Genomic DNA, 12,803 nt, shown 5'->3' with positions numbered 1-12,803 from the left:
AATGCTTTTTCAAGATACATGACCGGACCTTGCGCCCGATCGGAATATTAGAAAATAGAAATATATAACTATATTGAATTTCAGAAATATTTCAGGAATATCGGTCGCCGCAACAGCCCCCTAACCCGTCGCCTCCTCGACAAGCCTGTGACCGGCAGTGCTCAATTCATAACGGATGCGCTGCGTGCGCGGATCGCGCTGCCGGACCCGGAGATACCCGCCATCCTGCCCAAGCCCTGAAACCTCCCGCAGCACCAGCGCATGGGCGACACCCAGCAGCCGTGCGAAGGTTCGGCTGTCCGCCGCAATGTCGAGGGCAAGCGCTGCGACAATTCCGGCACCGAGCCCGGAAAGGCTGCTGGACGCGGTCATGAGCGCTTCGACAAACGCCATATATTCCGCCTCCTCCATCATGCCGCTTCCACCTTCAGCGGGCGAAACGAAACGATCACCGATTTCGATGTCGGCGTGTAGCTTTCATCGCCGGAACTGGCGAGCGGCACCAGCACGTTCATCTCCGGATAGTAGCCTGCGATGCAGCCGCGGGGGATGTCATAGGGCACAAAGCGAAAATCCCGCGCAATCCGCTCCACGCCATCGTCAAACTCACCGACAATATCGGCCCTGTCCCCGGCCTCGACGCCAAGATCAGCCATGTCGGCCGCATTCATGAAGACGACATGGCGCTCGCCGTAAACGCCGCGATAGCGATCATCCATCCCGTAAATGGTGGTGTTGTACTGGTCGTGGCTGCGGAAGGTCTGCAACACATAGCGTCCCGGCTTGCCGCGCGCCTGCTGATGCTCCACCGCGTCCGGCAAAGGCCCGGACCAGAAGGTCGCCTTGCCCGTTGTCGTGTTCCATTCGCGCTCGCGGGCAGCGTTGCGCAGGTGGAAACCGCGCGGAACCCGCACGCGGACATTGAAGTCGTCGAAATCCGGCAATACACGGGCGATGCGGTCGCGGATCAGATCATAATCGTCGGCAAGCGCCAGCCAGTCGACCGGCTGCGGCCCAAGCGTCGCCTGCGCCATGCCGGCAACGATCGCCACTTCCGAACGCAGATGCGGCGAAGCCGGCGTGTTGATGCCGCCCGAACCATGCACCATGCTCATGGAATCCTCGACCGTCACGATCTGCGCCATCGCTTTGGAGTTGAGGTCGATTTCCGTGCGCCCAAGGCATGGCAGGATAAAGGAATCCTGCCCCGGCACCAGATGCGAATGGTTGAGCTTGGTTGCGATATGAACCGTCAGGCGCTGGCCGGAAAGCGCTTTTGCGATAAGCGGGCTATCCGGGGTCGCACGCGCGAAGTTGCCGCCAAGACCGATGAAAGCCTGGGCCGACCCGTCGAGCATGGCGCCAATGGCGCCAAGGACATTGTGTCCCGGCTCCCGCGGGACCTCGAAACCGAATTCCCTTTCCAGCGCATCGAGGAATGCAGCCGGGGGCCGTTCATTGATGCCGACGGTGCGGTCGCCCTGCACGTTGGAATGGCCGCGCACCGGACAGAGCCCCGCGCCCGGCCTGCCGATATTGCCGCGCAGCAGCATGAAATTGGTGATCTCGCGGATCGTGACAACGGAATGGCGATGCTGGGTGATCCCCATGGCCCAGGTGCAGATGACCCGTTCCGACTGCATATAAATCCGCGCCGCACGTTCGAGAGACTGCCGCAGAAGCCCCGACTGGTCCTCGATCTGCGCCCATGAGGTCGCATCGACAGCCGCGCGATAGGCCTCCAGTTCCGCGGTATGGCGGCTCAGGAAATCCCGGTCGAGGATCGACGGCTGGCCAGCTGCGATTGCCGCGTCATCCGCCGCAAAAACCGCCTTGGCCATGCCGCGGAAAGCGGCAAGATCACCGCCAAGACGCGGCTGGAAATAATCGCTTGCGATGGCTTCACTGCCGCCATGCAGCATTTCAAGCTTGTTCTGCGGATCGGCAAACCGCTCCAGCCCGCGTTCGCGGATCGGGTTGAAAACGACGATGCGCGCGCCGCGCTCGGCGGCACGGCGCAGATCACCCAGCATGCGCGGGTGGTTGGTGCCCGGATTCTGGCCGACCACGAAAATGGCATCGGCCATTTCGAAATCTTCCAGCAGCACCGTTCCCTTGCCGACGCCGACCGATTGTTTCAGCGCAACGCCGCTTGCCTCGTGGCACATATTGGAGCAGTCGGGGAAATTGTTGGTCCCATAGGCGCGCACGAACAACTGGTACAGAAACGCAGCCTCGTTCGAGGCGCGGCCCGACGTATAGAACTCGGCGCGGTTGGGGCTGTCGAAACTGTTGAGAATGGCGCCGATGGTTTTGAACGCTTCATCCCATTCGACGGCTTCATACTGATCGGTCGAGGCATTGTAGCGCATCGGATGGGTCAGGCGGCCGGTATTTTCCAGATCGTAATCCGTCCATTCGCGCAACTCGGAAACCGTATGGTCGCGGAAAAATGCCGGTGTCGTGCGCCGGTCGGTCGCCTCCCAGGCCACAGCCTTCACGCCGTTCTCGCAAAATTCGAAGGAAGAGCCGTGTTCCGGGTCACCCCAGGCGCAGCCGGGGCAATCGAACCCGTCAGGCTGGTTCGCCTTGAGAAGCGTGCGCGCACCGGAAAGCGGAGCGCCGCTGGCCAGCAATTGCCTGCCGCAGCTTTTCAATGCGCCCCATCCGCCTGCCGCAGACGATCGCTTGCCGATGAAACCGGTTCTGGTGGCCTTGCTCATCCGTTACCCTCTAACCAGTTGCTAGGCTGTAGTGACGTATTAACTTCATGGTTTGGTATAGGCAAAAAATCTTCAGCTTTAGGAGCGAAACCGAAGGTGGGGTGGTTCCTCCCCCCAATCCCTTGGCGAGGTTTTGCGACGCCAAGATGGAGTTTTTTTGCCATATCCCGAAGGGACGCGGTGTATTTTGCTTCTGAATGCGTCGAAACGCCCTTGTGGAGATCAACTCCACGGCGGTCGTTTCTCCTGTTCAGCAACAAAATACCCTCGCGCCAAACCATAAGTTAATTCGTCACTACAGCCTACCCACCTTCTCGTCGGCAAACTATGCCTTGGGCGGGTGCCAATAGCATAAGAGGAATTGTCTGGTCCTTCAATTAACCGCGAGGCAATTGTTATTCGATATCTGTTCGTACTTGATTTCAGCCGCGCGATCCGTCATGCGATTGGTCAAGAAAAATTACCACAAGGGGTGGAATGGATGACCAACATCGTTGAAATCGCCGATCTGAAGCGGCTTGCCCAGCGCCGCGTCCCCAAGATGTTCTTTGATTATGCGGATTCCGGCGCCTGGACCGAGTCGACCTATCGCGCCAATGAAGACGATTTCAAGAAGATCAAATTGCGCCAGCGCGTTCTCGTGGACATGACGAACCGGTCGCTGGAAACAACGATGATCGGCGAAAAAGTGGCGATGCCCGTGGCGCTCGCCCCGACCGGCCTGACGGGCATGCAGCATGCCGACGGCGAAATGCTGGCGGCACAGGCAGCCGAAGCCTTCGGCGTGCCCTTCACCCTTTCGACCATGAGCATCTGTTCCATCGAAGATGTCGCTTCCGTCACGAAGAAACCGTTCTGGTTCCAGCTTTACGTGATGAAGGACCGCGATTTCGTGAAGAACCTGATCGGCCGCGCCAGAGCCGCAGGCTGTTCGGCCCTCGTGCTGACGCTCGATCTCCAGATTCTCGGCCAGCGCCACAAGGATATCCGCAACGGCCTTTCCGCCCCGCCGAAATTCACCCCGAAACATATCTGGCAGATGGCGACGCGCCCCGGCTGGTGCCTCGGCATGATGGGCACGCAGCGCCGCACATTCCGCAACATCGCCGGTCACGCCAAGAACGTCACCGACCTTTCCTCGCTCTCGTCCTGGACGGCGGAACAGTTCGACCCGCAGCTCAACTGGAGCGACGTCGCCTGGATCAAGGAACAATGGGGCGGCAAGCTCATCCTCAAGGGCATTCTCGATGTCGAGGACGCGAAGATGGCGGCCAAGTCGGGTGCCGATGCGATCATCGTGTCGAACCATGGCGGGCGTCAGCTCGATGGCGCACCGTCCTCCATTTCCATGCTTCAGCCGATCGTCGATGCGGTCGGCGACAAGATCGAAGTGCATGTCGACGGCGGCATTCGCTCCGGTCAGGATGTGCTCAAAGCGCGTGCGCTCGGTGCGCAGGGCGTGTTCATCGGCCGCCCCTTCCTCTATGGCCTCGGCGCGATGGGCAAGGACGGCGTGACGCTGGCGCTTGAAATCATCCGCAAGGAACTGGATATCACGATGGCGCTTTGCGGCAAGCGCGATATCAACGATATCGACAAATCGATCATCCATTCCATAGACTTTTGACGACATTCGGAGCCGGCTGCGTGTCGGCTCCTTTACTTTAGCAATTACTTGAATAATACCGCCTTATACGCGTGCGGCGACAGATAATGCACCGCAAGGTTACTTAAAAATAACCAAGTGTTAAACATATCTCTTTACCATATCCGGCAAGATGGCTTGTCAGCCGTTTTTCTGTTCGGATTTGGAGTGGGAACCGATGAAGTGCACTTCCGCCATTGCCATCGTGGCGATCAGCCTGATGGCGGGTTCAGGCGCAGCTAACGCCGCCGACATCATTGCAGACCCTGTCATCGAACCCATGCCGGAGCCGGTCAATGCCTCCGGCTGGTATATTCGTGGCGACCTCGGCTATAATTTCAAGTCGAGCACGGATGGCGACTGGAGCTTCTGGAACCAGGAGAATCCGCCCTATCGCGGCATTGACGACACGCTGCGCTATGATGATTTCAACCTCAAGGCGGGCGCGACTTATGGCGTGGGTGTCGGCTATCGCTTCACCGACATGTTCCGCGCCGACGCCACGCTCGATTTCTTCCGCGCGGGCATCAATGGCCGCACCCCCTGCCCGAGCTATGTGAAATCCGCGAAGGGTTTCAACCCGGTCGAGGACAATTGCAACTATGAGGATTCGTCCACGGCCAATATCTGGACGGCCATGGCCAATGCCTATGTCGACCTGCCGCGTGTCGGCCCGGTCACGCCCTATCTCGGCGCCGGTCTTGGTGCCGCCTATGTCAAATATGACGACTGGAAATCCCATGAAGTCTGCGCAGGCTGCACCTATTCCAGCGAAAAGGGCGGGCTGGACAGCTGGCGCTTTGCAATGGCTCTCATGGCCGGTGTCAGCTATGACCTGACCGAGCAGCTCAAGCTCGATGTCGGTTATCGTTATATGCGCATCAACGGCGGCAAGGCCTATGGCTTCGATGCGGACGACCGCAATACGAACCCCTACGGCAGTGCCGAAGGACCGGGCGCCACCGGAACGCAGGCCAGGGACAACGGCTTCAACATGCACACGATCCGCGCCGGTCTCCGCTACGAATTCCGTTAAACACGCCGATCATTCGGACAAAACAAGCCCGGTCATTATTGCCGGGCTTTGTTCGTTCAGCTACGGGATGCCGGCGCTTTTGACAGCAGCACCGTTCGGATGGCGAAGCTGGAATGAATGCGCGCCACGCCCGGCAGGCGCGACAGGATTTCCTTGTGAATGATTTCATAGGCCGCCGCATTTTCGGCTTCGGCACGCAGGATGTAATCCGCGTCACCCGTCATGAGATAGCATTCCTGAATTTCCGGATGGCGCCGCACCGCTTCCTCGAAACGGTTCAGAAACTCCTCGGTCTGCCGGTCGAGCGTGATGCGCACAATGGCGACCAGCCGCTCATCGCCATCGGACGAGCCGACAATGGCCGTATAGCCACGGATAACGCCGCTTTCCTCCAATATCTGCACCCGCCGCAGGCAGGCCGACTGCGAAAGCCCCACCTCGCTGGCGAGATGGCTGTTGGTCATGCGCCCGTCCCGGCGCAGGCAGCGGATGATATTGCGGTCGATACTGTCGAGCGTTGGCATGAATAATCTTTAACCTGAAAGCTAATATATGCGCAAGATGTGCGAAAATTCGCATAATATGCGATAAATAGCAAAAACATTCGAATAGTCTTCGACTATGATGCGGGTAAGCCCGGACGGCGGACGATCTGTATCGATATGACCTTCCAGGCATTCCCGTCGCGTCATGAGCAGTTTGGAAAGAACCGTGTCAATGGTTGATATGTCGATGCATTTTTCCCAGGACGAGTGCGACCTTGCTGCCGGTGGCATCCTGACCATCGACCTTTCGGCCCTGCGTCACAATTATTCGGCCATTGCCCGCCACATCGCCCCCACCCGTGCTGCCGCCGTTGTGAAGGCGGATGCCTACGGGCTCGGCGCCAGCCGTGTCGCGCCTGCATTCTACGATGCCGGTTGCCGTGATTTCTTCGTGGCCCATCTTGGCGAAGCCATTGCGCTGAAACCGTTTCTCCAGCCCGATGCGGCGCTTTACGTCCTGAACGGCCTTCAGCCCGGAACCGAAGCAGCCTGCGCCCGCGAAAACATCCTGCCGGTGCTCAATTCGCTGGAACAGATTGAAAACTGGGCGGCACTCGCCGCCGGACTGGGCAAGAAGCTGCCTGCCCTGCTCCAGCTCGACACGGGCATGTCGCGCCTCGGCCTGCCGCCGAAGGAGTTCGAGCGCCTGCTTGAGAACCCCAGCCTTCTGGATGCCATCGACATCAGGTTCGTCATCAGCCATCTGGCCAGCGGCGACGAGCCGGAAAATGCGGCCAATGCCCGCCAGCTTGCCACGATGACGGCCCTGCTCGCGCGGCTGCCGAAACTGCCTGTTGCCTTTGCCAATTCCGGCGGCGCCTTCCTCGACAAGACCTATCATTTCGACCTCGCCCGCCCCGGTGTCGCGCTTTATGGCGTTGGCCCTGACAATGCGGTCGTTCCCGTCCTCACCCTTTCGGCGCGGGTCATCCAGGTGCGCGACATCGACAAGGGCGCGGCGGTCGGCTACGGCGGCGCCTATATCGCCGAAGGCCCGATGCGGGTTGCGACGATTGCCGTCGGCTATGCCGATGGCTGGTTCCGCTCCCTCGGCAACCGGGGCGCGGCCTTCTTCGGCGATACGCGCCTGCCCATAATCGGGCGCGTCTCGATGGACTCCATTACACTCGACGTCAGCGCATTGCCGGAAGGCGCGCTGAAACTCGGCAGCCTTGTGGAACTGATCGGCCCGCACCAGCGTCTTGAAGACGTAGCGCGCGACTGCGACACTATTCCCTATGAAATCCTGACTGCGCTCGGCAACCGTTATGCACGTGTCTACGTGGAGAGCGGCGCGGGCGACATAGAAGCGTAAGACAAGAGGCGAACATGCAGATCACCATCCTCGGCAGCGGCGTCATCGGCGTTACGACCGCATATTACCTCGCCAAGCTCGGTCACGAGGTAACGGTTGTCGACCGTGAGGAAGGTCCGGCGCTGGAAACAAGCTTCGCCAATGCGGGACAGGTCTCGCCGGGCTATGCATCGCCGTGGGCAGCGCCCGGCATTCCGTTGAAGGCCGCGAAATGGCTGTTCCAGAAGCACGCGCCGCTCATCCTGCGCCCGACCTGCGACCCGGCCCAGTATAGCTGGCTCATGCAGATGCTCGCCAACTGCACCGACAGCCGCTACAAGGTCAACAAGACCCGCATGGTGCGTGTGGCCGAATATGCGCGCGATTGCCTGATCGACCTGCGCAAGGAAACCGGCATCGAATATGACCAGCGCATGCAGGGCACGCTCCAGCTTTTCCGCGAACAGTACCAGCTCGACGGTATCGGCAAGGATATCGAAGTGCTGCGCCAGGATGGCGTGCCGTTCGAGGTGCTCGACCGCGACGGCTGCGTGAACGTGGAACCGGCGCTTGCCCATGCCAAGGACAAGTTCGTCGGCGGCCTGCGCCTGCCGAACGACGAAACCGGCGACTGCTTCAAGTTCACCAATGCACTGGCGAAGATTGCCGAAGGGCTCGGCGTGAAATTCCGCTTTGGCGTCAACATCAAGTCGCTTCTGATGTCCGGCGGCAAGGTTTCGGGCGTCGAGACGTCGCAGGGCGTTCTGACGGCAGACCGCTATGTGGTTGCGCTCGGCAGCTACACGCCCGCGCTCGTCAAATCGCTCGGCCTCAACGCACCGATCTACCCGGTAAAGGGCTATTCCATCACCGCGCCGATCGTCGATGAAAGCCGCGCGCCGGTTTCAACCGTTCTCGATGAAAGCTACAAGATCGCCATCACCCGTCTTGGCGACCGCATCCGCGTCGGCGGCATGGCGGAAGTGTCGGGCTTCACCAAGGACCTGCCAGCCGCGCGCCGCGCCACGCTCGACCTGTCGGTCACGGATCTCTTCCCTGGCGGCGACCTGAAAGCCGCGACCTTCTGGTCGGGCCTGCGCCCGATGACGCCGGATTCCACGCCGATCATCGGTGCAACGCGCCATGACAACGTGTTCATCAATGCCGGTCACGGAACGCTTGGCTGGACCATGTCGTGCGGTTCGGGCAAGCTTCTCGCCGACCTCATTTCCGGCAACAAGACGGATATCCGCGCCGACGATCTCGGCATTTCGCGCTACAGCTGAGAATATCTGCACGCAATTGAATCGCCTTCCCCAAGGCGATTCAAAAGCTCGGCGGCGTGCACGCGCTGACGACTTCGCATGGCATCGGCCCGACGCAGCGGAACCGGTGCGGCAGCTTCGACGAAAAATAATAGGCATCGCCCGGTCCCAGAATGCGGCGCTCGGCTCCGACCGTCACTTCGATACGGCCCGAAATGACGATGCCGCCCTCCTCGCCCTCATGCATCAGCAGCACCTTGCCCGTGTCGGAACCGGGCTCATAGCGTTCTTTCAGGATTTGCAGCGAGCGCGAAAACAGGTGGTCGCCCACCTGGCGATAGGAAATCGGGCCTTTGCCGATTTCCACCAGTTCATCCGCCTGATAGAATACCTTGTGCGGCGCATCCGGTTCGAGCGCGAAGAACTCCGCCATGCCGATGGGAATTCCGTCGAGAATGCGCTTCAATGCGCCGACCGAGGGATTGGACTGATTGGCCTCGATCAGCGAGATGGTGGAGTTGGTCACGCCGGCCCTTTTGGCAAGCTCGCGCTGCGACAGATTCTGCCGCATGCGCACATAACGCAGCCTCCCGCCGATATCGATGCTCATCGCAGCTTCCCCCTCATGTTTATGATGTTCGATATAGCACAAACTTGATATTTCTTGCACATAAAAACAATAACTTGATATGCTGAAGAAAAGGACTTGTTGCCTTTCGCAAAGCGTGGCCTGCTGCCTGCAAACAGGAGGTAACGATGCTCACCAAAACCAACACGCCAAGCCTTGAGAACTTCTGGATGCCGTTCACGGCAAACCGGCAGTTCAAGGCGGCTCCCCGCCTGCTCGCAAGCGCTTCGGGCATGTATTACACCGATGTCGACGGCAATCAGGTTCTCGATGGCACGGCTGGTCTGTGGTGCTGCAACGCCGGCCATGGCCGCAAGCGCATCACCGAAGCGGTCGAGCGCCAGATTTCGACCATGGATTTCGCGCCGACCTTCCAGATGGGCCACAATGTTGCCTTCGACTTCGCCGAAAAGCTCGCCGCCATTGCGCCAGGCGGACCGGATGCGAAGCTCGACCGCGTATTCTTCACCAATTCCGGGTCGGAATCGGTCGATACGGCGCTGAAGATCGCCATCGCCTATCAGCGCGCCATCGGCCAGGGCACCCGCACCATGGTTCTGGGCCGCGAGAAGGGCTATCACGGCGTCGGCTTCGGCGGCATTTCCGTCGGCGGCCTCGTCAATAACCGCCGCGTCTTCCCGCAGATTCCGGCCGATCACCTGCGCCACACGCTCGACATCGAAAAGAACGCCTTCTCCAGGGGGCTGCCCGCCAACGGCATCGAACTGGCCGACGATCTGGAACGTCTCGTGCAGCTGCACGGCGCTGAAAAGATCGCCGCCGTCATCGTGGAGCCCATGTCCGGCTCGGCTGGCGTCATCCTGCCGCCGAAGGGCTATCTGGAGCGCATCCGCGCCACGGCAGACAAATACGGCATCCTCCTGATCTTCGACGAAGTCATCACCGGTTTCGGCCGTCTCGGCACGCCGTTTGCGGTTGATTATTTCGGCGTCGTCCCCGACCTCGTGACCACCGCCAAGGGCCTGACCAACGGCGCGATCCCGATGGGCGCCGTCTTTGCCGCCCGCAAGGTCTATGACGGCCTGATGACCGGCCCGGAAAACGCCATTGAACTGTTCCATGGCTACACCTATTCCGGCCATCCGGTTGCCGCCGCCGCCGGCCTTGCAACGCTGGAAGTCTATGCCGAGGAAGGGCTTTTGACCCGCGGCGCGGGCCTTGCCGATCACTGGCAGGAAGCGCTTCATTCGCTGAAAGACGCGCCGAATGTCATCGATATCCGCAATCTCGGCCTCGTCGGCGCGGTCGAACTTGCATCGCGCAAGGATGCGCCGGGCGCCCGCGCCTACGACATTTTCGTCGAGTGCTTCAAGAAGGGCCTGCTTATCCGCGTGACCGGCGATGTGATTGCACTGTCACCGCCGCTGATCGTGGAAAAGGAGCAGATCGACACGATCGTCTCCATTCTCGGCGACGCCATCAAACAAGCGGCCTGATCGCCACCCGGCCTGATCGCCACCCGGATTGAGCCGCAACTTGGCCGCCGCTGTTCCCCTGCGGCGGCTTTTTTCCAATCCATTTATCCTTGTTGCGACGGCGTGAAATTTGCCACCAGCGCATGGCTGTCGCCGGGATAGGTAAAACGCACATGCGTTACCGGCTGGTCGGCATTCCACGTCTGGCGTTCGATCACGAGACAAGGCGAACCGGGTGCGATGTCGAGCATTTTGGCCGCTTCCGGCGTCGCGGCAATCGCACGTATGGCGTGCTTTGCGCTGCTCCACGGCACGCAGGCAACCAGCCACGGCCCCGGCGAATTTTTAGAAAAATCCGTTTGCGCCGCTGCCGGAACAGCATCGAGACTGATGATGCGCTCTTCCAGCGCAAAGACGCGCTTGCCCGCATGGTGACGGCAGACAAGCTCGACCAGCGGCGTGTGGCGCGGCATGTCGATATGTCTCGCATCGGCGGGGCCGCTCAATCGCTCGCGCCGGCTCGTCAGCTCGAAGCGATAGGCAACGCCAAGCGCCGCCACTTCATCGCCTATATCGTGGATTTCGAGGATGGCCGACTGCGATTGCGGAAACGACACGAAGCTTCCGGACCGGCGCTTGCGCTCGATCAGCCCCGCCTTGGCAAGCTGGGTCAGAGCCTTGTTCACGGTCATGCGTGAACAGCCATATTGCTCCGTCAATTCATGTTCGAACGGGATGCGATGGCCGGGCGCCCATTCTCCCGACAGGATGCGCGATTCAATATCGTCCAGAATACGCTGATGCAGCGAAAGCACCGGCACATCCTTTGCGATCGAATCTTCGCCAGCCATGCTGTCTCCTTTCAGGCGAGTAATTCGCCCAGGGCCTTCTGGAAAGCACGCTCCGCTTCGTCGCGCAAGCGGTGACGTCCGCCTTCCACCTGTTTGACACCCCGCACCCACACGTCATTCACACGGGCGCGACCGGCGAAAATCCAGCCGTCCAGCACCGCATCGCCTTTCGCCAGAGGCAGGCGCTCGACATCCAGCGAGACAAAATCGGCGGACGCCCCCGTTTTCAGGCCATCCTCCGGCCGTCCCATCGCGACATTGCCGCCCGCAACCGCACCCTCGAACAGGGCGCGGCCCGTCGATCCCTCATTTTCGGCCAGCACATTGCGGGCGCGACGATGAAGACGCTGCGAATATTCAAGCTGGCGCAATTCATCGCCAATGCCGATCAGCACATTCGAATCCGACCCGATGCCGAACGTGCCGCCAGCGGCGGCAAACACGGTTGCGTTGAAAGTGCCGTCGCCGAGATTGGCTTCCGTCACCGGGCAAAGACCGGCAATCGCACCGGCTGCGGCCATGCGTTTCGTCTCATCGTCGGTCATGTGGGTTGCATGGATCAGGCACCAGCGCGACGACAAATCCTGACGGTCGAGAAGCCATTCGACCGGGCGCTTGCCGGACCAGGCGAGGCAGTCTTCCACCTCCTTCACCTGTTCGGCCACATGCATATGAACCGGCGCACCGGGCAGAAGCTGCGTGACAATATCGAGTTCATCCGGCGTCACGGCGCGCAGGCTGTGCGGCGCGACACCCAGAACAGCGCCCTCGAAGCCCGCCAGTGCTCGGCTGCAACCTTCGATCAGCCGCGCGAAACGTTCGGGATCATTGACGAACCGCCGCTGGCCTTCATTGGGCGCGGCCCCGCCAAAACCGGAATGCGCATAAAAGACCGGAAGCAGCGTCAGGCCGATGCCAGCCATTCGGGCAGCGGCAGCGATACGATCCGCCATTTCCGCGAGATTGGCATAGGGCATGCCGTCGCGATCATGATGCAGATAATGAAACTCGCCAACGCGGGTAAAGCCTGCTTCCAGCATATCGACATAGAGCCGCAGCGCCACGGCTTCGGCCTGTTCCGGCGTCATGGCGAGCGCGAATTTGTACATGATCTCGCGCCAGCTCCAGAATGAATCGGCGGACGGCCCCCGCTTTTCGGCAAGCCCCGCCATCCCGTACTGGAAGGCGTGGCTGTGCAGATTGGGCACGCCTGCGACAATCGCCGCGTGACGTTCATCCCCTGCCCCGGCAGCCTTGCCCACCTCCATCGAGGCGATCTTTCCCCCGGCAATGCCAATGCGGACATTCTCGGCCCAGCCATTGCCGAGAAGCGCCTGGCCGGCATGGATAAATCGCAATTCAGGCGTGGCTGCTGACATG

General features: G+C 60.5%; 11 protein-coding genes and 1 pseudogene. 6 read left to right on the top strand and 6 right to left on the bottom strand.

The window, feature by feature from the left end:
• Positions 1 to 120: 120 nt before the first annotated feature.
• Positions 121 to 411, bottom strand: a complete 291-nt coding sequence (locus AVM02_RS19180) for a hypothetical protein (protein WP_411508524.1) — start codon at positions 409 to 411, stop codon at positions 121 to 123.
• Entirely contained in the window at positions 411 to 2,723 is a 2,313-nt protein-coding gene (locus AVM02_RS19175) for an FdhF/YdeP family oxidoreductase (RefSeq protein WP_411508494.1), read from the bottom strand. Before AVM02_RS19175 ends, AVM02_RS19180 begins: the two co-directional genes overlap by 1 nt.
• A gap of 197 nt (positions 2,724 to 2,920) precedes the next feature.
• On the opposite strand from AVM02_RS19175, the pseudogene AVM02_RS19170 reads away from it, so the two are divergent.
• The 3 genes and pseudogenes from AVM02_RS19170 to AVM02_RS19160 all read left to right on the top strand — a co-directional run.
• Positions 2,921 to 3,028: pseudogene (locus AVM02_RS19170) on the top strand (low molecular weight phosphotyrosine protein phosphatase); the annotation flags it as partial.
• A gap of 176 nt (positions 3,029 to 3,204) precedes the next feature.
• The gene (locus AVM02_RS19165) at positions 3,205 to 4,350 is read left to right on the top strand and encodes an L-lactate dehydrogenase (protein ID WP_411508493.1); all 1,146 of its coding nucleotides are present in this window, start codon (positions 3,205 to 3,207) and stop codon (positions 4,348 to 4,350) included.
• A gap of 196 nt (positions 4,351 to 4,546) precedes the next feature.
• A complete protein-coding gene (locus AVM02_RS19160) occupies positions 4,547 to 5,404 on the top strand; it encodes an outer membrane protein (RefSeq protein ID WP_411508492.1) in 858 nt (285 codons plus the stop codon).
• Positions 5,405 to 5,460: 56 nt separating this feature from the next.
• On the opposite strand, the gene AVM02_RS19155 is transcribed toward AVM02_RS19160, so the two are convergent.
• Positions 5,461 to 5,928 (bottom strand): Lrp/AsnC family transcriptional regulator, encoded by a 468-nt coding sequence (locus AVM02_RS19155; protein ID WP_411508491.1) that lies wholly within the window; start codon positions 5,926 to 5,928, stop codon positions 5,461 to 5,463.
• A 193-nt stretch (positions 5,929 to 6,121) separates the two neighbouring features.
• Here AVM02_RS19155 and alr point away from each other — a divergent pair, with 193 nt between their 5' ends.
• Together alr and AVM02_RS19145 are read left to right on the top strand one after the other, a co-directional pair.
• The gene (alr, locus tag AVM02_RS19150) at positions 6,122 to 7,264 is read left to right on the top strand and encodes an alanine racemase (protein WP_411508523.1); all 1,143 of its coding nucleotides are present in this window, start codon (positions 6,122 to 6,124) and stop codon (positions 7,262 to 7,264) included.
• 14 nt (positions 7,265 to 7,278) lie between these two features.
• A complete protein-coding gene (locus AVM02_RS19145) occupies positions 7,279 to 8,529 on the top strand; it encodes a D-amino acid dehydrogenase (RefSeq protein ID WP_411508490.1) in 1,251 nt (416 codons plus the stop codon).
• Positions 8,530 to 8,569: 40 nt separating this feature from the next.
• Here the strand turns inward: AVM02_RS19145 and AVM02_RS19140 are convergent, their stop codons facing one another.
• Positions 8,570 to 9,118 (bottom strand): cupin domain-containing protein, encoded by a 549-nt coding sequence (locus AVM02_RS19140; RefSeq protein WP_411508489.1) that lies wholly within the window; start codon positions 9,116 to 9,118, stop codon positions 8,570 to 8,572.
• A 146-nt stretch (positions 9,119 to 9,264) separates the two neighbouring features.
• Here AVM02_RS19140 and AVM02_RS19135 point away from each other — a divergent pair, with 146 nt between their 5' ends.
• Entirely contained in the window at positions 9,265 to 10,593 is a 1,329-nt protein-coding gene (locus tag AVM02_RS19135) for an aspartate aminotransferase family protein (RefSeq protein WP_411508488.1), read from the top strand.
• Between the two features lie 83 nt (positions 10,594 to 10,676).
• Here the strand turns inward: AVM02_RS19135 and hutC are convergent, their stop codons facing one another.
• Both hutC and AVM02_RS19125 read right to left on the bottom strand, forming a co-directional pair.
• The gene (gene hutC / locus AVM02_RS19130; protein WP_411508487.1) at positions 10,677 to 11,423 is read right to left on the bottom strand and encodes a histidine utilization repressor; all 747 of its coding nucleotides are present in this window, start codon (positions 11,421 to 11,423) and stop codon (positions 10,677 to 10,679) included.
• A gap of 11 nt (positions 11,424 to 11,434) precedes the next feature.
• Complete coding sequence (locus AVM02_RS19125; protein ID WP_411508486.1) at positions 11,435 to 12,802, bottom strand: formimidoylglutamate deiminase; 1,368 nt, start codon at positions 12,800 to 12,802, stop codon at positions 11,435 to 11,437.
• Between the last annotated feature and the right edge of the window lies 1 nt (position 12,803).

This window comes from Brucella anthropi, assembly GCF_046630315.1.
In the GTDB taxonomy this organism is placed as follows: Bacteria; Pseudomonadota; Alphaproteobacteria; order Rhizobiales; family Rhizobiaceae; genus Brucella; species Brucella anthropi_A.
Note: the sequence above shows the minus strand (reverse complement) of the source record. Positions and strands in the feature narration are given on the sequence as shown.

What these genes read in the sequence shown, in the direction of transcription:
- AVM02_RS19180 (WP_411508524.1), bottom strand. Translation starts at nt 411, where the DNA reads ATGGAGGAGGCGGAATATATGGCGTTTGTCGAAGCGCTCATGACCGCG.
- AVM02_RS19160 (WP_411508492.1), top strand. Translation starts at nt 4,547, where the DNA reads ATGAAGTGCACTTCCGCCATTGCCATCGTGGCGATCAGCCTGATGGCG.
- AVM02_RS19135 (WP_411508488.1), top strand. Translation starts at nt 9,265, where the DNA reads ATGCTCACCAAAACCAACACGCCAAGCCTTGAGAACTTCTGGATGCCG.
- AVM02_RS19165 (WP_411508493.1), top strand. Translation starts at nt 3,205, where the DNA reads ATGACCAACATCGTTGAAATCGCCGATCTGAAGCGGCTTGCCCAGCGC.
- AVM02_RS19145 (WP_411508490.1), top strand. Translation starts at nt 7,279, where the DNA reads ATGCAGATCACCATCCTCGGCAGCGGCGTCATCGGCGTTACGACCGCA.
- AVM02_RS19175 (WP_411508494.1), bottom strand. Translation starts at nt 2,723, where the DNA reads ATGAGCAAGGCCACCAGAACCGGTTTCATCGGCAAGCGATCGTCTGCG.
- hutC (WP_411508487.1), bottom strand. Translation starts at nt 11,423, where the DNA reads ATGGCTGGCGAAGATTCGATCGCAAAGGATGTGCCGGTGCTTTCGCTG.
- AVM02_RS19155 (WP_411508491.1), bottom strand. Translation starts at nt 5,928, where the DNA reads ATGCCAACGCTCGACAGTATCGACCGCAATATCATCCGCTGCCTGCGC.
- AVM02_RS19140 (WP_411508489.1), bottom strand. Translation starts at nt 9,118, where the DNA reads ATGAGCATCGATATCGGCGGGAGGCTGCGTTATGTGCGCATGCGGCAG.
- alr (WP_411508523.1), top strand. Translation starts at nt 6,122, where the DNA reads ATGGTTGATATGTCGATGCATTTTTCCCAGGACGAGTGCGACCTTGCT.
- AVM02_RS19125 (WP_411508486.1), bottom strand. Translation starts at nt 12,802, where the DNA reads ATGTCAGCAGCCACGCCTGAATTGCGATTTATCCATGCCGGCCAGGCG.